The organism is Caulobacter segnis, from assembly GCF_029543125.1.
GTDB classification, from domain to species: Bacteria; Pseudomonadota; Alphaproteobacteria; order Caulobacterales; family Caulobacteraceae; genus Caulobacter; species Caulobacter segnis_D.
The window spans coordinates 109484-128288 of the sequence record NZ_JARQWW010000007.1; the positions used below are offsets into that span (position 1 = coordinate 109484).

Annotated in this window: 18 protein-coding genes; 10 read left to right on the plus strand and 8 right to left on the minus strand. The window is 68.3% G+C overall.

All coding sequences use genetic code 11. The features are described 5' to 3' along the window. Positions 1-46: 46 nt before the first annotated feature. The 3 genes from P7B02_RS18615 to P7B02_RS18625 form a co-directional block, all read right to left on the minus strand. Entirely contained in the window at positions 47-526 is a 480-nt protein-coding gene (locus P7B02_RS18615; protein WP_277787860.1) for an Hpt domain-containing protein, read from the minus strand. A 103-nt stretch (positions 527-629) separates the two neighbouring features. Continuing rightward, positions 630-1412, minus strand: a complete 783-nt coding sequence (locus tag P7B02_RS18620) for an NAD kinase (RefSeq protein ID WP_277787861.1) — start codon at positions 1410-1412, stop codon at positions 630-632. A gap of 40 nt (positions 1413-1452) precedes the next feature. After that, complete coding sequence (locus P7B02_RS18625; RefSeq protein ID WP_277787862.1) at positions 1453-2559, minus strand: DUF2336 domain-containing protein; 1107 nt, start codon at positions 2557-2559, stop codon at positions 1453-1455. Between the two features lie 182 nt (positions 2560-2741). Between P7B02_RS18625 and P7B02_RS18630 the strand changes: the two genes are divergently transcribed. The 7 genes from P7B02_RS18630 (at position 2742) to P7B02_RS18660 (ending at position 12973) form a co-directional block, all read left to right on the plus strand. Continuing rightward, a complete protein-coding gene (locus P7B02_RS18630; protein ID WP_277787863.1) occupies positions 2742-3518 on the plus strand; it encodes a class II aldolase/adducin family protein in 777 nt (258 codons plus the stop codon). A gap of 201 nt (positions 3519-3719) precedes the next feature. Next, complete coding sequence (locus P7B02_RS18635) at positions 3720-4316, plus strand: hypothetical protein (protein ID WP_277787864.1); 597 nt, start codon at positions 3720-3722, stop codon at positions 4314-4316. A gap of 94 nt (positions 4317-4410) precedes the next feature. Beyond that, on the plus strand, positions 4411-5820 hold the full coding sequence (locus P7B02_RS18640) for an FAD-binding oxidoreductase (RefSeq protein ID WP_277787865.1): 1410 nt from the start codon (positions 4411-4413) through the stop codon (positions 5818-5820). Positions 5821-5835: 15 nt separating this feature from the next. Continuing rightward, the gene (gene amaB, locus P7B02_RS18645) at positions 5836-7353 is read left to right on the plus strand and encodes an L-piperidine-6-carboxylate dehydrogenase (protein WP_277787866.1); all 1518 of its coding nucleotides are present in this window, start codon (positions 5836-5838) and stop codon (positions 7351-7353) included. 28 nt (positions 7354-7381) lie between these two features. Continuing rightward, positions 7382-8404 (plus strand): DUF1338 domain-containing protein, encoded by a 1023-nt coding sequence (locus tag P7B02_RS18650; RefSeq protein ID WP_277787867.1) that lies wholly within the window; start codon positions 7382-7384, stop codon positions 8402-8404. Between the two features lie 262 nt (positions 8405-8666). After that, a complete protein-coding gene (locus tag P7B02_RS18655; RefSeq protein WP_277787868.1) occupies positions 8667-9794 on the plus strand; it encodes an efflux RND transporter periplasmic adaptor subunit in 1128 nt (375 codons plus the stop codon). Next, a complete protein-coding gene (locus P7B02_RS18660; RefSeq protein ID WP_277787869.1) occupies positions 9794-12973 on the plus strand; it encodes an efflux RND transporter permease subunit in 3180 nt (1059 codons plus the stop codon). Before P7B02_RS18655 ends, P7B02_RS18660 begins: the two co-directional genes overlap by 1 nt. Before the next feature lie 18 nt (positions 12974-12991). Here the strand turns inward: P7B02_RS18660 and P7B02_RS18665 are convergent, their stop codons facing one another. Then, complete coding sequence (locus P7B02_RS18665) at positions 12992-13510, minus strand: c-type cytochrome (protein WP_277787870.1); 519 nt, start codon at positions 13508-13510, stop codon at positions 12992-12994. A gap of 83 nt (positions 13511-13593) precedes the next feature. Between P7B02_RS18665 and P7B02_RS18670 the strand changes: the two genes are divergently transcribed. Next, positions 13594-13923, plus strand: a complete 330-nt coding sequence (locus P7B02_RS18670; RefSeq protein WP_277787871.1) for a hypothetical protein — start codon at positions 13594-13596, stop codon at positions 13921-13923. Between the two features lie 194 nt (positions 13924-14117). Here P7B02_RS18670 and arfB read toward each other — a convergent pair whose 3' ends face one another. The 4 genes from arfB to P7B02_RS18690 are packed head-to-tail and all read right to left on the minus strand — an operon-like array spanning position 14118 to position 15786. Beyond that, a complete protein-coding gene (gene arfB, locus P7B02_RS18675) occupies positions 14118-14540 on the minus strand; it encodes an alternative ribosome rescue aminoacyl-tRNA hydrolase ArfB (protein ID WP_277787872.1) in 423 nt (140 codons plus the stop codon). Beyond that, on the minus strand, positions 14537-15001 hold the full coding sequence (locus P7B02_RS18680; protein WP_277787873.1) for a YaiI/YqxD family protein: 465 nt from the start codon (positions 14999-15001) through the stop codon (positions 14537-14539). The genes arfB and P7B02_RS18680 overlap by 4 nt, the downstream gene beginning before the upstream one ends. A gap of 10 nt (positions 15002-15011) precedes the next feature. After that, positions 15012-15332 carry an Hpt domain-containing protein gene (locus P7B02_RS18685; RefSeq protein WP_277787874.1) on the minus strand — a complete coding sequence of 107 codons (321 nt, stop codon included), beginning with the start codon at positions 15330-15332 and terminating at the stop codon, positions 15012-15014. A 4-nt stretch (positions 15333-15336) separates the two neighbouring features. Next, complete coding sequence (locus P7B02_RS18690) at positions 15337-15786, minus strand: response regulator (protein ID WP_277787875.1); 450 nt, start codon at positions 15784-15786, stop codon at positions 15337-15339. A gap of 151 nt (positions 15787-15937) precedes the next feature. Here P7B02_RS18690 and P7B02_RS18695 point away from each other — a divergent pair, with 151 nt between their 5' ends. Both P7B02_RS18695 and P7B02_RS18700 read left to right on the plus strand, forming a co-directional pair. Beyond that, the gene (locus P7B02_RS18695; RefSeq protein WP_277787876.1) at positions 15938-16309 is read left to right on the plus strand and encodes a response regulator; all 372 of its coding nucleotides are present in this window, start codon (positions 15938-15940) and stop codon (positions 16307-16309) included. Further along, positions 16306-18732, plus strand: a complete 2427-nt coding sequence (locus tag P7B02_RS18700) for a PAS domain S-box protein (RefSeq protein ID WP_277787877.1) — start codon at positions 16306-16308, stop codon at positions 18730-18732. The genes P7B02_RS18695 and P7B02_RS18700 overlap by 4 nt, the downstream gene beginning before the upstream one ends. Positions 18733-18805 lie beyond the last annotated feature (73 nt).

Genomic DNA, 18805 nt, shown 5'->3' on the forward strand with positions numbered 1-18805 from the left:
GGACGCCGGAGCGTCCCCTTCGAATTCTCGGATTCTGGCGCCGAAACTAGGCGAGGGCTTGGGCGACCTGGTTTTCCAGTTCGGTGGCCAGGGCCTTGCCCATCGGATGGCTGTCGACCTTGATGCCGTCGCGGACGGCGGCCTTGATGGCCTGGATGTGGGCGTCGATCAGGCGCATCGGCGCCTTCATGCGCTTCTCCGGCTCGTCGATCAGGCGGCACAGGGAGCCGGCGAGACGGGTGATCAGCGGATAGTCGTAGGTCGAGCCCAGGCCCTTCAGGTCGTGGGCGCGCAGGTAGAGGCCGTCGATGGTTTCGGTCGACAGGCCGTCGGACTCGATCTTCTTGCGGGCGGTCTCGAGCTTGTCGATCTCGTCCTGAAGCCATTGGCCGAAATTGCTCGACAGAGCCTGCAGGGCGGCTTCGGCCTTGGCGATGGCCGACTTGTCGATGCTTCCGCCGCCCACCTTGGCGCGCAGAAGATTCGGCACCTGGATGATCTCGGCTTTGGTCTGAGTCTGGCCCACGAGGGAGCCTCCGCTCTGCTGTACGTTCCCGCCAAGCTAGGGCGTGGACGTTAACAACGCGTATTGGGCTTAACGCCACAGGGGAAAAGCCCGATCTGCGTCCTCAGGCGGAGAACTGCTCGGCCAGGACCCGCTCGGCGAGGCTGCGGCCGGCGTCAAACATCATGCAAAGACTGATGGAGCGGTCTTCCGAGACGTGAACCTCGACCACGTCGCGGACTTCGAAGTTGTCGGCCACGGCGCTGACGGGGCGTTTGTCGGCCTCCATCACCTCGAAGGTGACGCGGGCTTTGTGCGACAAAAGCGCCCCACGCCAGCGGCGAGGGCGGAATGCGCTGATCGGGGTGAGGGCCAGGGCGTCGGACTCGATCGGAATGATCGGGCCGTGTGCCGACAGGTTGTAGGCGGTGGAGCCGGCCGGGGTGGCCACCAAGGCGCCGTCGCAGACCAGCTCGCTCATGCGCAGCTTGCCGTCGATGGAGATGCGCAGCTTTGCGGTCTGCCGCGTCTGGCGCAGCATCGACACCTCGTTGATCGCCAAGGCGCGATGCTGACGGCGCTTGGTGTCGATGGCGACCATGCTCAGCGGGTGAATGATGGTCCGTTCGGCGGCGTTGATCCGCTCGATCAGATCATCCTCGCTGTATTCGTTCATCAGGAAGCCGACCGAGCCGCGATTCATGCCGTAGATCGGCTTCGGCGCCTCGATATGGCGGTGAAGGGTCTCCAGCATGAAGCCGTCGCCGCCGAGGGCCACGACCACCTGGGCGTCTTCTTCGGAGACCTCTCCGTAACGCTTGGACAGACGCGCCTTGGCGTCCTGCGCTTCGGGGCGGTCGCTGGCCGTGAAGGCGAAGCGCGTGACGACGGGCTGGGGACTGTACATCGTTGCGGAGCAAGGCCTGAACGGCCGCGCTCCGTCAAGATCACGCGCGGGCGGCGGCCTTGCGGAAGGCGGTGCCGGCGATGTCGGCATGGAACGGCCCGAAGGCGCCGATGGCGCGGCGGGCGCCCTCGGCTCCGCCGCCGGGACGGCCGCCGTTCAGGCGACGGACCAGTTCGAGGACCGTGGGGAAGACGCTGCGGTCGATGCCGACGGCGGCGCAAGCCAGGGCCAGCAGCTCCGGCCGGTCGCCGTCGATGGCGCGCTGGATGTGATCAGGTTCGAAGCCGCCGAGAACCGCGATGGCCAGGACGAACAGCTCCAGCTGGCCTTCCTTGAGCGTGCGGACGAGATAGCCGGGGCGCAGTTGACCGGCCGCGTGCAGCTTCTCGATCAGGATGCGGTCCATGATGTCCCGGTCCTCCTCACGCGCCGGAGCGACGGTGGGCGAGCCGGTATGGGCGTCCTGGATGGAGCGGGCGATGGCCTCGTCCAGCTTGGTCGGGTCGAGACGGAAGCGCGAGGCGAGCGCCGCGCGAAGGGACTGGCCCACCCACTGATAGAGCCGCTCGGCCAGTTCGGCCGACAGGCTGGGGTGGCGGGCGAGGGGAGAACGGACGCCGGCCACGCGCTTGGCGAAGTCCACCAGGCGCTCCATGGCCGCCTCGCTGAGGTCGGCGCTGTCGTTGCCGGCCAGGGCGGCCAGAACCAGCGGCTCGCCCTTCTGCAGGATGGCCTCGACCACGGCGGCGCCGATCTTCGGACGGCGGGCGACCTCGATCTGGTGCTCGATGGTGGCCTCGACCAGCAGGCGCATCAGGTCCTGGTCCTTGAGGACCGGGCTGGCGGCGATGATCGGGCGGGCGATGTCAATCTCGTCCGCGGCCAGCATCTTCACCAGGGCGGCGGGAGCCCAGGCGGCTTCCGAGATGCGTTCAGACAGGCGGGCGCGGATGTCGCGCTCGGCCTGCATGACCAGGGACATGAAGATGGAGTCCAGCAGCTCCTGGATGGCGGGCGACGTCGTAGAGCCGCCGGCGGCGGCGCCGTCGCACAGGTCCGCGATGCCGCGCAGCAGACGCTCGCGCTCGGCGGGATCGCGGCTCTTGGCCATCGAAAGAAGCTTGTCGGTCTGGGCGGCTTTGGTCACCCGATCGATCCTTGGAAAGCTTGTACTGCTCAGTACTGACCCTGACCCCTTGGCGTGAAAAGAGTTTTAATGCCGACGGAGAACGACTTGGCGGCGAAGTTGACGGCCGCGTCATTGTTCTTGACGCACGGCCGGCGCGGCGCGAACCTTCATCAAAACCAATAAGATCACGGAGGAACACCATGGCCGATGGAGCCGTAGCGGGCGCTGGCTCGCTGAAGGGACGCGTGAGCGAGGGCGAGTGGAAGGCCCGGGTCGACTTGGCGGCGCTGTACCGGCTGGTGGCGCTGCACGGGTGGGACGACATGATCTTCACCCACATCTCCGCCCGCGTGCCGGGACCGGAGCATCACTTCCTGATCAATCCCTACGGCATGTTCTTCGGCGAGATGACCGCCTCGTGCCTGGTGAAGGTCGATCTGGAGGGCAACATCGTCCAGGAGACGACCGGCTTCATCAATCCGGCGGGCTTCACCATCCACTCCGCGATCCACAATGCGCGGGAGGACGCCAACTTCGTCATCCACCTGCACACGGATGCGGGGACGGCGGTGTCGGCCCATGCCGAGGGCCTGCTGCCGCTGACGCAGCATTGCCTGATCACGCAGCCGCAACTGGCCTATCACGACTATGAGGGCATCGCCCTGAACCTGGAGGAGCGCGAACGCATCGTCGCCGATCTGGGCGACAAGCGCCTGATGTTGCTGCGCAATCACGGCACCCTGGCGGTGGGCTCCACCGCCGCCGAGGCGTGGCTGGGGATCTTCTTCCTGGAGCGGTCCTGCGCCCAGCAGGTGATGGCCCTGAGCATCGGGCGGGACAAGGTCCTGCTGGCGCCGGAGGCCGCCCAGGCGGAGGTGCGCAGCCAGACGGGGATGGGCATGGGCATGATCGGCGGGCTGGCCTGGCCGGGCTGCCTGCGGAAACTGGATCGGGAACTGCCTGGCTACGACGCCTGACACCAAGTCCCAGGGACGAAAATTCGCCGCCGCGAGCCTCGGGTTCGCGGCGGTTTTTATGTGCGGTAAAGCCCACGCAGGGGCCTGGGCGCCGGAGGCGGGATCGGGGCAGTCGATCGTCAAGTATGAGTCCACTCGCTCGAAGCTGGACTTCGATCACCGAGGGGGGCGCTCCGCCGGCAAACCCGCCCCGAGAGGGCGGTGACTCAGTGGCGCGAGCGCGGGGTGAGCGATCAACTGACCGTGCAGACCAAGGTCAGCGTGGTCGAGGGCCATGTCCTCGAGGACCAGAACCTTCACATCTCCTACTGGGGGCAGCGGCCTGTCGAGGTCGGCGCGCGCTATGCGGTTGTGCAGAGAGAACGCACGGCGGTGGCGGTCTATGGCGGGGCGATCATCGACGGGGTCGGGCGGAACATCATCTATGCGCCGCCAGGGCGCGGGGCTGTCGATCTGGCGCTTCGCCTGCTGGCTGGCCGGTCGATCAAGGTGCTGGGCCGCGAGGCGTTCGGCGAAGCCCAGGTCGCCAGATTGTTTCGCAATGGAATGCCTGACGAGATGCGGCTGGACGCCACCGTTGGCGTCGAGGTGGCGCGGGCGTGGCAGGTGCTGGTTCAGGCCTATGCCGGCCGCGCCGAGCGGGACTTCGCCAAGCCCGTCTGGCTGAAAGGCGAGGTCTCCGTCGTCCGGCGGGTGGGGGAGACCTGGCGGGTGCAGGCGGGGTGGCGGCAAACCCTGACGGGTCGTCATGTGCCGGTGGATCGCGGGCCGGTTATGGCGCTGTGGCGGGATTTCTGAGGGCGGGGTTGCGCCCAGCCCCCGGCTTGCGGCAGGAAGTCCTGCGCGACCACGATACAGAAGCAAGAACGCGCTGAGGCAGGGAACGGGACGCTTGCTGAGCCCCCAACACATCGCCGCCCTTGAAGCCCTCGTCGGCGCCGACGGGCTGGTGCGCGACGCCGCTGATCTGGCGCCCTACGAGCAGGCCGCCCGCTATGGCGGCGGCAAGGCCGTGCTGGTGGTGCGGCCGGCGGACACGGCGCAGGTTTCGGCCGTGGTCGGCTACTGCGTGCGCGAGGGACTGAGCTTCATTCCGCAGGGGGCGAACACCGGGCTGGTGCTGGGCTCCACGCCGGACAAGGCGGGCGGGCAGATCGTTCTGTCCCTGGACCGCCTGCGCGCGCCGTTCGAGATCGACACCGCCGACCGCACGGTGCGGGTCGGGGCGGGGGTGCGCCTGTCGGCCCTGAACGCGGCGCTGGAGCCGCACGGCCTGTTCCTGCCCATCGACCTCGGCGCCGACCCGATGATCGGCGGCATGGCGGCGACCAATACCGGCGGGGCGCGGTTCCTGCGTTACGGCGACATGCGCCGGCATGTGCTGGGGCTGGAAATCGTGCTGGCCGACGCGGCGGGCACGGTGCTGCGCCTGGGTGACGGGCTACGCAAGGACAACGCCGCGCTGGACCTGCGGCAGGTTGTGGTCGGCTCCTGCGGGGCGCTGGGCGTGATCACCGAGGTGACGGTGGAGGTGAAGACCCGTCCGACCCACACGGCGGCGGCCCTGCTGGTGCCGCGTGACGAAGATGCGGTGCTGGACCTGCTGCTGGCCTTCGAGAAGGAGGCGGGCGAGCACCTGACCGCCTTCGAGGGCATGTCGCGGGCGTCCATGACCCATGCGCTGAAGCATGTGGCGTCGCTGCGCAATCCGTTTAGCGGCGGGGAGATTCCGGCCTATGCGGTGCTGGTGGAGCTGACCTCCACGAGCGCGGCGGCGCTGGACGAGGCGCTGGAGCGCGTCCTGACCGGTTTGTTCGAGCGTGAGGACGCGCCCTTGGCCGACGCCATCCTGGCGCCGCCGGAGCGGTCCTGGGCTTTGCGCCATTCGCTGTCGGAAGGCCTGCGCGCCAGCGGGCCGGTGACGGGCTTTGACCTGTCGTTCAAGCGGTCGCGGGTGATGGATTTCCGGCGGGAGGCCATCGCGGCCCTGGCGGCGGAGTTCCCGGACTATGAGGTCTGCGACTTCGGCCACATCGGCGACGGCGGGGTTCACTTCAACATGCTGCGCGCCGAAGGCCCGGCGAGCCCCGAGCGGGCGGCGGCGCTGAACGACGCGGTGCTGGATTTGGCGGTGCGCAAGTACGGCGGCAGCTTCAGCGGCGAACACGGCATCGGCCGGGCCAACCAGGCCGCCTATGACGCCTACACCCCCGAGGACCTGAAGCGCCTGTCGGGTGCGGTGGTCGATCTGTTTTCCAAGGCGCCGGCCGGCGCCGCACGTTTCGGCCCCGCGCGGGCCTGATTTCCCGGAGTCGCCATGACCGCCATCGCCCCCGTCTCGGGTGAAATGCTCGACATCCTGAAGCGCCTCGGCGTTTCGATCCCGGCGGACGGCACGCTGCAGGCGCGCTCGTCGGTGACGGGGGAGGCGATCTGCAAGCTGCGCGAGCATACGGCGGACGAGGCGAAGATCGCCATCGACAAGGCCCACGCCGCCTATCTGGCCTGGCGCAAGGTTCCGGCGCCGCGCCGGGGCGAGCTGGTCCGCCTGCTGGGCGAGGAGCTGCGCGCGGCGAAGGCCGATCTGGGCCGGCTGGTGACGCTGGAGGCCGGCAAGGTCACGTCCGAGGGCCTGGGCGAGGTCCAGGAGATGATCGACATCTGCGACTACGCCGTGGGCCTGTCGCGGCAGCTGTTCGGCCTGACCATCGCCACGGAGCGGTCCGAGCACCGGATGATGGAGACCTGGCATCCGCTGGGCGTGGTGGGGGTGATCTCCGCCTTCAACTTCCCGGTGGCGGTGTGGTCGTGGAACGCGGCCCTGGCCTTCGTCTGCGGCGACGCGGTGGTGTGGAAGCCGTCGGAGAAGACGCCGCTGGTCGCCCTGGCGGTGCAGGCCCTGTTCGACAAGGCTGCGGCGCGGTTCGGCGAGGCGCCGGAGGGCCTGTCGACCCTGCTGATCGGCGGACGCGAGGTGGGCGAGGCGCTGGTGGACCATCCGAAGGTCCCGCTGGTCTCGGCCACCGGCTCGACCGCCATGGGGCGTCAGGTGGGCCCGAAGCTGGCCACGCGGTTCGCCCGGGCGATCCTGGAGCTGGGCGGCAACAACGCCGCCATCATCGCGCCGAGCGCGGACCTGGACCTGACCCTGCGCGGTGTGGCCTTCGCCGCCATGGGCACGGCGGGGCAGCGTTGCACGACCCTGCGCCGGCTGTTTGTGCATGAGAGCGTCTATGACGCCTTCGTCCCGCGTCTGAAGGCGGCCTACGCCTCCGTGGCGGTGGGCGATCCGGGCGTGACCGGAACCCTGATCGGGCCGCTGATCGACCAAGCCGCCTTCTACGGCATGCAGAAGGCGCTGGAGCAGGCCAAGGCGGCCGGCGGCGACGTGCAGGGCGGCGAACGGGTGGCGGTCGAAGGGGCTGCGGACGCTTTCTATGTGCGTCCTGCCATCGTGGAGATCGGCGAGCAGGCCGAGGTGGTCCGCAAGGAGACCTTCGCCCCCGTCCTGTACGTGATGAAGTACCGCGAGCTGGAAGAGGCCATCGCCCTGCAGAACGACGTGCCACAGGGGCTGTCATCGTCGATCTTCACCCTCGATATGCGCGAGGCCGAGCGGTTCGTTTCCGACGAGGGGTCGGACTGCGGCATCGCCAATGTGAACCTGGGCCCGTCGGGCGCCGAGATCGGCGGGGCGTTCGGCGGCGAGAAGGAGACCGGCGGCGGCCGCGAGGCGGGCTCCGACAGCTGGAAGGCCTATATGAGACGGGCGACCAATACGGTGAACTACGGCCGCACCCTGCCGCTGGCGCAGGGCGTGGTGTTCGATGTCTAGTTTTCAGCGGAAGTAGGGAGAAGAAACAATGGCGCAGTCCAACCTCACCCGCCTTCTCACCGTCGCCATCGGCACTGACGCTGCCGCCGAGGTTCTGGCGACCCTCGACCTGGAGCCGGTCCTCACCGAAGAGGCCGGAGAGACCGTCTCTCGCGGGGTGTTCGCCATGGCCATGAACGGGGTGCTGTTCCATGACCTGATGCGGCGCGTGCCCACCGGGGCCGCCTATGTGGGCGACCGCAAGGCGGCGGGTGAGAAGGTTGTGTTCGACCACGGCGCCCTGCGCACCGTGCGCTTCGCCGACGGGCCGACCGGCGCTTTGCCGGGCGGGATCGAGGCCTTCACCCGCATCTTCGAACCGCTGGGCTATCACCAGGCCGGGCTCTATCCGCTGGACCGCCTGAAGATGACGGGGCGCGCCTACGCCCATCTGGACCATCCGGAGGGGGTGCCGCAGTTCTTCCTCAGCGAGCTGCACGTGGAGCGTTTTTCGCCGGAATTCCAGACGGCGGCCGGGCGGGTGTTCGGCACGTCGAAGGACCCGCTGGGCGTGGAGGCTGTGCAGGCCCTGGGCACCTTTGCCAAGGATGGCCGCGCGCCCATCGACCTGGCTGAGAAAGCCCTGCCGCAGATCGTCGCCGCCTTCGCGGTGACGCATGAGGTTCCGGCCCTGACGGACTATCAGGCGCTGAAGGCGGAGTCGGCGGAGGCGGCCTGGATCGCCACCGAGGGGGCGTCCTTCAACCACGCCACCGACCGCGTGGCTGACGTGGAGGCGACGGCCGAAGGGCAACGCCAGCTCGGCCGGGCGGTGAAGGACCGCATCGAAATCTCCGGTTCCGGCCGCGTGCGGCAGACGGCGTTCCGGGCCGATCATGTGGATCGCACCTTCGTCCGCGAAGACGGCCGCGAGGTGGTGCTGAAGGTCCCTGGCTCGTTCTACGAGTTCATCACCCGCGACATCGATCCGGCCACGGGGAAGATGGACCTGGCTTTCGACACCTCGAATGCTCAGGGCATCTTCAAGATGACCGAAGCGGCGAGCATGTAATCGCCACGGCGCGCCGCGAGCCCGGGTTCGGCGAATCGCGGCGCGTGATTTATCGAAAAGCACTGTTCTTTATCGTCTTTTTAAACGTCACCGTGGTTAGCGGTGCGGCGGGAATGTGGCGCAAGCCCCCGCAAATGCTCTGCATTTCCATTTTGAAATACAGTGACATCAGCCAGTCACTGGACTGGTTCTACTGCGCATAACATACGTTCGCCACATTTCAGGTCGCGCCGGTATCTCTCCGGCGAATGGAGCCCACCGCGTGATCCGCAGACACTTCTTCCTGGTCGCCGCCCTCGTGGTTCTGGCGGTGATGATCGTTGGCGGCGGCATCAAGCTTCTCGCGGACGCCAATGGCAAGCGCCAGATGGGCCAGGGCGGTCCGGCCGGCCGGGCCATCGCCGTGTCGCAGACCACCGTGCAGCCGCGCGCCTTCGCCGACCGCATCGAGGTGCTTGGCGTGGCCAAGGGCCGCCAGTCGGTGGCGATCACCTCCAACACCAGCGAACTGGTGACCAAGGTTCATTTCACCGACGGCCAGCAGGTGAAGGCCGGCCAGGTTCTGGTCGAGCTGCGGGCGGGGGAGGAAGACGCCGGCATCTTCCAGGCCCAGGCGCAGTTGAGCCAGGCGCAGCGCGACTACCAGCGCTGGAAGGCCCTGGCCGATCAGGGCATCGCCTCCAAGGCCACGGTCGAGCAGCGCCGCCTGACGGTGGAGAGCGCCGAGGCCATGCTGGAGGCCGCGCGCCAACGCCTGGGCGACCGCGTGATCCGCGCGCCGTTCTCCGGCCGCGTGGGCCTGACCGACATCGCGCCCGGCGCCCTGATCAATCCCGGACAGACCGTGGTGACGCTGGACGACACCTCGATCATCCGCGTGGACTTCCCGGTCCCTGACCGTTACCTGCCGATCCTGCGCGAGGGGCTGTCCATCGTGGCGCGCCCCGACGCCTATCCGGATGTGCAGGTCGAGGGCCGCATCGCCAAGCTGGACACCCGCGTGGCGGAGAACACCCGCGCCATCACCGCGCGCGCCGAATTCCCCAACGCCGACAGCCGCCTGCGGCCGGGCATGATGGTCCGCGTGGCCATCGAACAGGCCCGCCGTCAGGTCGCTTCCGTGCCGCAGTCGGCGGTGCAGTTCGAGGGCGACGCCGCCTTTGTCTTCGTGCTGGTCAAGAAGGGCGAGCGCACCGTGGCCGAGAAGCGCCCGGTCACCGTGGGCCTGGATCAGGGCGGCTTCGTCGAGATCAAGGACGGCGTTCAAGCCGGCGACAAGGTGGTGGCCGACGGCCTGAACCGCGTGCAGGACGGCCAGGCCGTTCAGCTGGGCGGCGGGCGTCCGCAGCAGGGCCAGGGCGGCCGTCCTAACCGGCGTCAGGCGAACTGATGATCTCCGACCTTTCCGTTCGCCGCCCTATTTTCGCGGCCGTCGCCGCGATCATCCTCTGCGTCGTCGGGATCGCCGCCTTCACAGCGCTGCCGATCCGCGAACTGCCGAACGTCGACCCGCCGGTGGTGTCGATCTCCACCAGCTATCGCGGCGCCTCCGCGGAGGTCATCGAGGAGCGCATCACCGAGGTGATCGAGCGCCAGGTGTCCGGCATCCAGGGCATCGACCGCGTGAACTCGTCCAGCCGGGACGGGCGCTCGCAGATCAACATCACCTTCCTGCTGGACCGCGACCTGGACGTGGCGGCCAACGACGTGCGCGACGCGGTCAGCCGGGTCACCGCCCAGTTGCCCGATCAGGCCGATCCGCCCCAGATCGCCAAGGCGAACGCCGACGCCCAGCCGATCATCATCATGAACCTGACGTCGACCACGCTGAGCCGGCTTCAGCTCAGCGACTACGCGGACCGCTATCTGGTCGAGCGGATGTCGACGATCCCTGGCGTGGCGACGGTCAACCTGTTCGGCAGCCAGCTCTACTCGATGCGCATCTGGCTGAACGCCGAGGCCATGGCGGCGCGCGGCCTGACCGTGGACGACGTCGAGAACGCGCTGAACAGCCAGAACCTGGAGCTGCCGGCCGGCTCGCTGGAAAGCCAGGCCAAGGATTTCACCATCCGGGTGAACCGCGGCTACTCGACCCCGTCGCAGTTCGCCAGCCTGCCCGTGCGCCGCACCCTGGCGGCGGGCCTGAACCAGACCGCCGGCAACGCCTACATCACCCGCCTGGGCGACATCGCCCGGATCGAGGAGGGGCCGGACGAGCGCCGCCGCTACTTCCGCGCCAACGGCGTGAACCAGATCGGCATGGCGGTGACCCGTCAGTCCCAGGCCAACGACCTGGAGATCTCGGAAGCGGTTCGCGCGGAGCTGGTGGAGATCAACAAGACCCTGCCGCCCGGAACCAAGATCGTGGTCGGCGTCGACAACTCGGTCTTCACCGAAGAGGCGATCCACGAGGTGTGGATCACCATGGGCATCTCGATCTTCCTGGTCGCGCTGGTGAACCTGATCTTCCTGGGCAGTTGGCGGTCGGCCCTGATCCCGTCGGTGGTGGCGCCGATCTGCATCCTGTCGACCTTCATCGTCCTGGCGCCGCTGGGCTTCTCGCTGAACCTGCTGACCCTGCTGGCCCTGGTGCTGGCGGTGGGTCTGGTGGTCGATGACGCCATCGTGGTGGTCGAGAACATCCAGCGCCGGGTGGACGAGGGCGAACCCGCCCCGGTGGCCGCCATGCGCGGCACGCGCCAGGTGTTCTTCGCCGTGGTGGCGACCACCATCGTGCTGATCTCGGTGTTCGCGCCCCTGATGTTCCTGCCGGGCTATATCGGCCGTCTGTTCGTGGAGCTGGCGGTGGCCATCGCCGCGGCCGTGGCGTTCTCCTGCCTGCTGGCCTTCACCCTGTCGCCGATGCTGGCGTCCAAGCTGCTGAAGCCCGCGCACAACGCCGGCTGGCTGGCGCGCCGGGTCGATGTGGGCATGGCCAAGCTGGGCGCCTCCTACCGCAACTCGCTGGAGGGGCTGCTGGGCGGGGGCAAGAAGCCTGTGATCGCGGCCGGTGCGCTGATGGCGCTGTTGGGCTGTGTGACGGCGCTGCTGTTCGTGGCCCTGCCGAAAGAGCTGGTGCCGCCGGAGGATCGCGGCCGCGTGGACATCAACCTGTCCGGGCCGGAAGGGCAGGGCTTTGAAGCCACCCTGAAGAGCGCCCAGCAGGTCGAGGCGCAGATGTCGCGCTATTACGACGCCAAGGGCGAGGACAAGGATCTGCCTGCCGAGCGCTATTTCATCAGCGTGCCGCGCTTCGGCCAGCCTCAGTACAACGGCGCCAGCGGCGCGGTGATCCTGAAGCCCTGGGGCGAGCGCAAGGTGACGGCGGACGAGATCGCCGCCGAGATGAACAAGACCCTGAGCCGGGTCACCGCCGTGCGGGCCATCGCCAGCGTGCGCGGGCCGTTCCAGCGGGGCGGCGGCGGGGGCGGCGGCGCCAATGTCGACCTGATCGTGCGCGGCAACGACTATGCCGAGATCGCCCGCTGGGTGGAGCCGATCCTGCGCGCCGCCGAGCAGAACCCCGGCATGGCGCGTCCGCGCCTGGACTATGAGCCGACCGCCCCGCGCGTGTCGGTGGACATCGACCGCGACCGCGCCGCCACGGTGGGCGTCTCGGCCCAGGCTATCGGCCGGGCCCTGGAGACCATGTTCGGCTCCCGCCAGGTGACGACCTACATCAAGAACGGCCAGGAATACGACGTCATCCTGCAGACCGAGCTGGACAAGCGCCGGACGGTGGACGACCTACGCACCCTGTATGTCCGCAGCCAGTCCGGGGCTCTGATCCCGCTGGAGTCGGTGGTGACGACCAAGGTGCGCGGCGACACGCCCGACCGATCGCGCGTCGACCGCCTGCGCTCCATCACCCTGACCGCGCAGCTGAACCCCGGCTACACCGTGGCCGACGCCGTGGCCTTCCTTCAGGACGAGGCGGCCAAGAACCCCAATGCGGCGGTGAGCATCGCCTGGGGCGGCCAAGCGCGGGACTATCTGGAGGCGTCCGGCGCCGTGGGCCTGGCCTTCGGCATGGCGCTGCTGCTGGTGTTCCTGGTGCTGGCGGCGCAGTTCGAAAGCTGGATCCACCCGGCGGTGATCATGCTGACCGTGCCGTTGGCGGCGCTGGGCGGCCTGTTCGGCCTGCTGTTCGCCGGCTCGTCGATCAACACCTACAGCCAGATCGGCCTGGTGATCCTGATCGGCATCGCCGCCAAGAACGGCATCCTGATCGTCGAGTTCGCCAACCAGCTTCGCGACGAGGGGCTGAAGGTGCGCGAGGCGGTGATCGAGGCGGCGACCCTGCGCCTGCGTCCGATCATCATGACCTCCATCGCCGCCGCCGCCGGCGCCGTGCCGCTGATGGTGTGGCAAGGGGCGGGCGCGGCCAGTCGCCAGACCATCGGCGTGGTCATCTTCGCCGGGGCGATCTTCTCGACCCTGCTGACGGTGTTCGTGGTGCCGGTGTTCTACAACCTGCTGGCGGGCTTCACGAAGTCGCCCGAGCACACCGCCCGGATGATCGAGGCCTACGAGGCCGAGGAGACCAACAAGACGGCGCCGGCCGAGTAAGCCGGCGCGTCTTGGCTCTTACTGCGCTGGCGCTTCGGCCGCCGGAGCGGCGGCGGGGGCGGCCGGCTTGTAGCCGGTCTCGACCTTCAGATAGGCGATCAGGTCGATGCGGTCCTGCGGCTCCTTGATGCCCAGGAAGGTCATCTTCGTGCCCGGCATATAGCCGCGCGGATCGGCCAGCCAGGCGTCCAGATGCGAGGCCTCCCACACGAAGCCGGCCTTCTTCAGCGCCTCGGAATAGGTGTAGCCCTCAACGCCGCCGGCCTTGCGCCCGAAGACGCCGTACAGGTTCGGGCCCGTCAGGTTCGGGCCGTTCGGCGTGATGGTATGGCACGACCGGCAGAGGGCGAACTTGCGCTGGCCGTTCTCCAGATTGCCGGCGTTGTAGGGCGCGGGCAGGCTGGCGAGGGTCGCGGCCTTTTCGGCGTCGGTCGGGGGCGGGGGAGCGGGCGGCGCGTCCTTGGCCGGCTCGCCGGGCCCGCAGGCGGTGACCACGGCGGCCGCAGCGGCGACCGCGAGAATGTTGAAATGACGCATCGGCCCCTCCGAGATTTCAGGCGGAAGCTAGTCCATGGCGTCGGGGATGCAAGGCGTGCAATGTGCCGCCATGCAGATGAATCGTGTCCCGGAGCGCCGCCTTGCCTAGCTGGTGGCTGTTCGCTCTCCTGCCGCCGGTGATCCTGGCGGTGCTTCTGGCGTTCCTACGTTCGCGGCGGCTGTGGATGCGGCTGCTGATCGTCACGGCGGTGGTGGCGCTGTGCGTCGTCGCGCTCGTCTTCGGTTATCAGTTCTATGTGGGCGCATTCGGCGACGCCGAACAGAAGACGGCTTTGCAGAAGGACCTGGTCTTCCTGGTCTATGGCGTGGGGCCGCTGCAGTGGATGCTGTCCGCCGCGGCGATCACGGTGGTTCATTTGGCGCAGCAGTTCGGGCGGAAGCCGAAGGGGTAGTCGCTCCCTTTCTTTTCCTTCCCCCTTGATGGGGGAAGGGCAGGGAGGGGGGTGATGCGACGGTTGGGTGCGGTGCGGCGGAAACGCAGCAGTCACCCTCACCCTCGGTCCCTCTCCCATCGAGGGAGAGGGAGGCGCGCGGAAGCCCCCTCCGGCCCTCTGTGCCACCTCCCCCAGAGGGGGGATTGAGGCCCCTAATCGTCGTGCCGCACCTTCCCCCGCATCGATTTCACGCCGGCCCGTTTCGTCTTCCCCTCCAGGCGCTTGAGCTTGGAGGAGTAGGTGGGTTTGGTGGCCTTGCGGGGTTTGGGCTTTTCGGTGGCGCGGAGGATCAGCTCGACCAGGCGTTCGCGGGCCTCCTGGCGGTTCATCTCCTGAGAGCGGCTGCCCTGGCTGAACAGGACCAGGACGCCGTCCTGGGTCAGGCGGCTGCCGGCCAAGCGCTCCAGGCGGGCCTTCACGTCTTCCGGCAGGGACGGGCTGTTGCGGACGTCGAAGCGCAGTTCGATGGCGGTGGAGGTCTTGTTGACGTGCTGGCCGCCGGGGCCGCTGGCGCGGGCGGCCTTTTCGATCAGCTCATCCTCGTCGATGCGCAGCCAGGAGGTGATCTCGATCATCGCCGGGTCCGCAGGGATTTGACGATGACCTGATCCAGCGCTTGCAGGAAGGCGGAACGGGCGCGTTGGTCGAAGGCCTTAGGGCCGCTGGTGACCTCGCCCATGGAGCGCAGGTGTTCGCCGATGGCGCGGCCGGCCAGGGCGGAGCCGATGGAGTCGGCGGTGAAGATGCGGCCGTTGGGGGCCACCGCCGCGCCGCCGGCCTTCAGGGTGCGGTCGGCCAGGGGGATGTCGTTGGTGATCACCACGTCGCCGGGCTGGACCCGTTCGGCGATCCAGTCGTCGGCCACGTCGGGTCCGGCGTCGACCACCACGCTTTCGATCCGGGGCGAGGCCGGGATGCGGACATAGCTGTTGGAGACCACGTAGATCTTCATCCCGTGGCGCAGGCCGACCTTGTAGGCCTCGTCCTTCACCGGGCAGGCGTCGGCGTCGATGAACAGGGTGATGGGCGCGGTCATGGGACCGGCTTTAGCGCGATCCGGCCGCCACCGCAGCCTTAAGCCCGTCGAAAGCCTCGCTCCAGCCGTCCAGGGCGGCGCCGCCCTTGAGCCAGGGGGTCAGCAACTCCTCCAGCGCGCGGGCGGCGTCGCCGACTTCAGGAAGGCCCACGGGGGCGGCCGAGCCGCTGACATTGTGCAGGCGGGTGTAGAGGTCGAAGGCCCCCTCGGGCGCGGCATCGGCCGGGGCGGCGTCGAAGGCGGCCTGCAGGTCGGCGATCAGGTCGCCAAGCCGCCCCTCTAGTCGGAGCCGAATCTGGCGGATGCGGTCTTCAAGAGCGTCAGAGGCCAAGGCGCTACTGCAGGAAGCGGATGAGCATGGCCGCCTCGATCGCCTGGGCCAGGCGGTCGCCGGTCAGGTCGGCCTTGGGCAGGGTGACGGCCTTGGATTCCCCGCTGGTCAGCTGCGGGTGGGCGGTGACGTAGACCAGGGCTGTGCCGGTCTTCTTGTTGGCCTGACGCACGGCGCTGATGCCGTCGCCGCCTTCACCCAGGCGCACGTCGGCCAGGATAAGGTCGGGCGCGTACTCCTCCGTGGCGGCCACGGCGCCGCTTTCGGTGCTGGCGCGCAGGACGTTGGTGTAGCCGAGGTCGGAGACGTAGATCGCCAGAAGGTCGGCGAGGAGATCATCATCCTCGATGATCAGGACCCGCTGCCCGGCGGCGCGAGCGCGAGACCGGCCATCCACCGCCTTGGCGCGAACGGCGCGAGGCGCGCGGTTGCGGTCTTGCAGTTGCATGTCCATGGGCGGCGGGGTTTTCGACAGCGATAACAATGAAGTTTGAAGCGTACATGCCGAACCATTTGCAGGCTACGACCTTTCTCGTAGAAATTGCAGGCATATGCGACGCAACGTCACGCGGCGCGATTTTGAGATTCCTTTGAGCGGAGCTGGCATGCGGGTTCTCTATGTCGATGATGATGCGGACCTGCGTGAACTGGTCGCCATCTCCTTGTCGCGGGATCCGGGGCTGGACGTGCGCATCGCCGACAGCGGCCAGGCGGCGATCGCCCTGCTGGAGCCAGGCGACTGGACGCCGGACCTGTTTCTGCTGGACGTGATGATGCCGGTGATGGACGGCCCCACCCTGATCGGGAAGCTGCGTGAGAACCCGGCCTATACCTCGATCCCCTTCGCCTTCTTCACCGCGCGGGTGATGAACGAGGAGCGGCAGGCGCTGCTGGCGACGGGGGCGGCGGGGTTGATCCAGAAGCCGTTCGACCCGATCGCCCTGGCCGATCAAGTGCGCGCCCTGGCCCCAGCATGAACGCAGCCGCCAAGATCGAGGAGGCCCGTCTGGCGGCGCTCCTTCGCTACGACGTGCTCGACACGCCGGCGGAGGCCGCTTTCGATGACATCACCGATCTGGCGGCGCAGCTGTTCGAGGTTCCGATCGCGGTCGTCACCCTGCTGGACGAGACCCGGCAGTGGTTCAAATCCTGCGTCGGCATGACCGACACCGAGACGTCGCGGGACGTGGCGTTCTGCGACTACACCATCCGCAGCGACGAGGTGCTGGTGGTGCTGGACGCCACCCAGGACCCGCGCTTTCGCGACAACCCTCTGGTGGTGGGGCAGGCGCACATCCGCTTCTATGCGGGCGCGCCGCTGATCACCAAGGAGGGGCATCGCCTGGGCGCCCTGTGCGCCATCGACACCGAGCCCCGAGAGGCCTTCGACGAGAAGTCGCGCAAGGCCTTGCAGAAGATGGCGGCCATGGTGGTCCATGCCCTGGACCAGCGGGCCGAGTTGATGCTGCGCCGGCGGACGGCGCAGGAGCTGGCGATCAAGGAGCACACGCTGGAGCTGGCCGAGAAGCTGGCCAAGCTGGGCCACTGGCGGTTTGATTTCGCCAGCCAGCGCTCCGCCTGGTCGCCGGAGGCCTACGCGATCCATGGGGTCACCCAGGCGAGCTACGATCCCAACGTCACCATGCCGGGTGTGCTCTACGCGCCGGAGGACCGGGGGCGGTTGGCCGACGCCTTCACCCAGGGGCTCATCACCAAGGAGCCCTTCGAATTCGAGGGTGAGGTGGTGCGGCCGGACGGCGTGCGTCGCCGGGTGATCACCCGAGGCGCGCCGGAATTCGACGACAAGGGCGAGATCGTCGCCCTGATCGGGGTCATCCAGGACGTGACCGAAGCCCGCGCCATGACGGGCGCCTTGCAGGCCAGCGAAGAACGCTACCGCCTCGTGGCGGAGAACGCCAACGACCTGATCCTGGTCTATGACGTCCACGGCACGGTGTCGTTCGCCTCACCGTCGAGCCTGCAGATCCTGGGCTACACGCCGGAGGAGATGATTGGCCGGACGACCCAGTCGTTCCTGCATCCGGACGACGTGCTGCCGACCCTTACGCACTACCAGACCCTGCTGAAGCCGGGCGGCGAGGAACTGCGGCCCCGGATCACCATGCGGGCGCGACGCAAGGACGGGCGGGAGATCTGGCTGGAGGCGGCGCCCTATGTGGTGCGCGACGAGAATGGTCGCGTGCTTCGCTTCCACGATTCGGCCCGCGATGTGACGGTTCGCAAGCGTTATGAGGACGAACTGCGCGAGGCGAGGGCCCAGGCCGAGCATCTGGCGGGCGTGAAGTCCGACTTCCTGGCCAATATGAGCCACGAACTGCGGACGCCGCTGACCAGCATCATCGGCTTCGCCCGCCTGCTGGAGTTCGCGCCGGAGCTGAGCAGCAGCAGCAAGAGTGCGGTGGACCGCATCGCCGCCGCCAGCCGGGCGCTGAACACCCTGGTCAACGACGTGCTGGATCTGGCCAAGCTGGAAGGCGGCAAGGTCGAGCTGGATCCTCAGCAGTTCGAGGTCGGGCCGTTCCTGACCGAGACGGTGGAGCTGCTGCGGCCGCAGACGGCGGCCAAGGGGCTGGAGCTGACGCTGGATATCTCTGAGTCGGAGATCGGGGTGCTCTACGGCGACACCAGCCGCCTGCGCCAGGTGCTGCTGAACCTGTTGTCCAACGCGGTGAAATTCACCGAGACGGGGGGGGTGACGGTGCGCTCCAGCCTGCGCGCCATGAACGGGCCGTTCGCCTGCTGGGAGCTGGAGATCGAGGACACCGGCATCGGCATCCGGCCGGAGGAACTGGCGCGGCTGTTCGACCGGTTCGTCCAGGCCGACGCTTCCGTCACCCGCCGGTTCGGAGGCACGGGGCTGGGCCTGGCCATCAGCCGGCAGCTGATCGACCTGATGGGCGGCGGCATCGAGGTGGACAGCGAGCCGGGCCGTGGTTCGCGCTTCACCATCAGCGTGCGCCTGCCGGTGCATACGGAGGACGGCCAGCCGATCCCGGTGGCCAACAGCCTCAAGGTGCTGGTGGCCGAAGATGGCCCCGCCAACCAGGAGGCCCTGGCGCGGATGCTGGAAGGCATGGGCCACACCTTCGACATGGTGGCCGATGGCGCGGCGGCGATCGAGTCGGCGCGGGGCGAGCGCTACGACGTGATCCTGATGGATGTGGCCATGCCCGAGGTGGACGGCTTGGCGGCGGCGCGGGAGCTGATCCATACGCCCGGCGCGTCGAGCGGCGCGCCCATCGTGGCCATGAGCTCCGTCACTGGTCCGAAAGATCGCGCGGAGTATGAACAGGCGGGCATGACCGGCCTGCTGACGAAGCCGGTGACGATCACGGCGCTGGCGACCGTGCTGGCGTCGGCGACGGCCGAGGACGCCTAGGAGCCTGTCCACGTAATCGTTTTGACGATTGAAGTTGGACTGAGGCGGGAAGGTTGATGCAGGCGAATGGGGG

Excerpts from the sequence above, each read along its gene's own strand:
- P7B02_RS18620 (WP_277787861.1), bottom strand. The coding sequence starts at position 1,412 with ATGTACAGTCCCCAGCCCGTCGTCACGCGCTTCGCCTTCACGGCCAGC.
- P7B02_RS18630 (WP_277787863.1), top strand. The coding sequence starts at position 2,742 with ATGGCCGATGGAGCCGTAGCGGGCGCTGGCTCGCTGAAGGGACGCGTG.
- amaB (WP_277787866.1), top strand. The coding sequence starts at position 5,836 with ATGACCGCCATCGCCCCCGTCTCGGGTGAAATGCTCGACATCCTGAAG.
- P7B02_RS18650 (WP_277787867.1), top strand. The coding sequence starts at position 7,382 with ATGGCGCAGTCCAACCTCACCCGCCTTCTCACCGTCGCCATCGGCACT.
- P7B02_RS18660 (WP_277787869.1), top strand. The coding sequence starts at position 9,794 with ATGATCTCCGACCTTTCCGTTCGCCGCCCTATTTTCGCGGCCGTCGCC.
- P7B02_RS18665 (WP_277787870.1), bottom strand. The coding sequence starts at position 13,510 with ATGCGTCATTTCAACATTCTCGCGGTCGCCGCTGCGGCCGCCGTGGTC.
- arfB (WP_277787872.1), bottom strand. The coding sequence starts at position 14,540 with ATGATCGAGATCACCTCCTGGCTGCGCATCGACGAGGATGAGCTGATC.
- P7B02_RS18680 (WP_277787873.1), bottom strand. The coding sequence starts at position 15,001 with ATGACCGCGCCCATCACCCTGTTCATCGACGCCGACGCCTGCCCGGTG.
- P7B02_RS18690 (WP_277787875.1), bottom strand. The coding sequence starts at position 15,786 with ATGGACATGCAACTGCAAGACCGCAACCGCGCGCCTCGCGCCGTTCGC.
- P7B02_RS18695 (WP_277787876.1), top strand. The coding sequence starts at position 15,938 with ATGCGGGTTCTCTATGTCGATGATGATGCGGACCTGCGTGAACTGGTC.
- P7B02_RS18700 (WP_277787877.1), top strand. The coding sequence starts at position 16,306 with ATGAACGCAGCCGCCAAGATCGAGGAGGCCCGTCTGGCGGCGCTCCTT.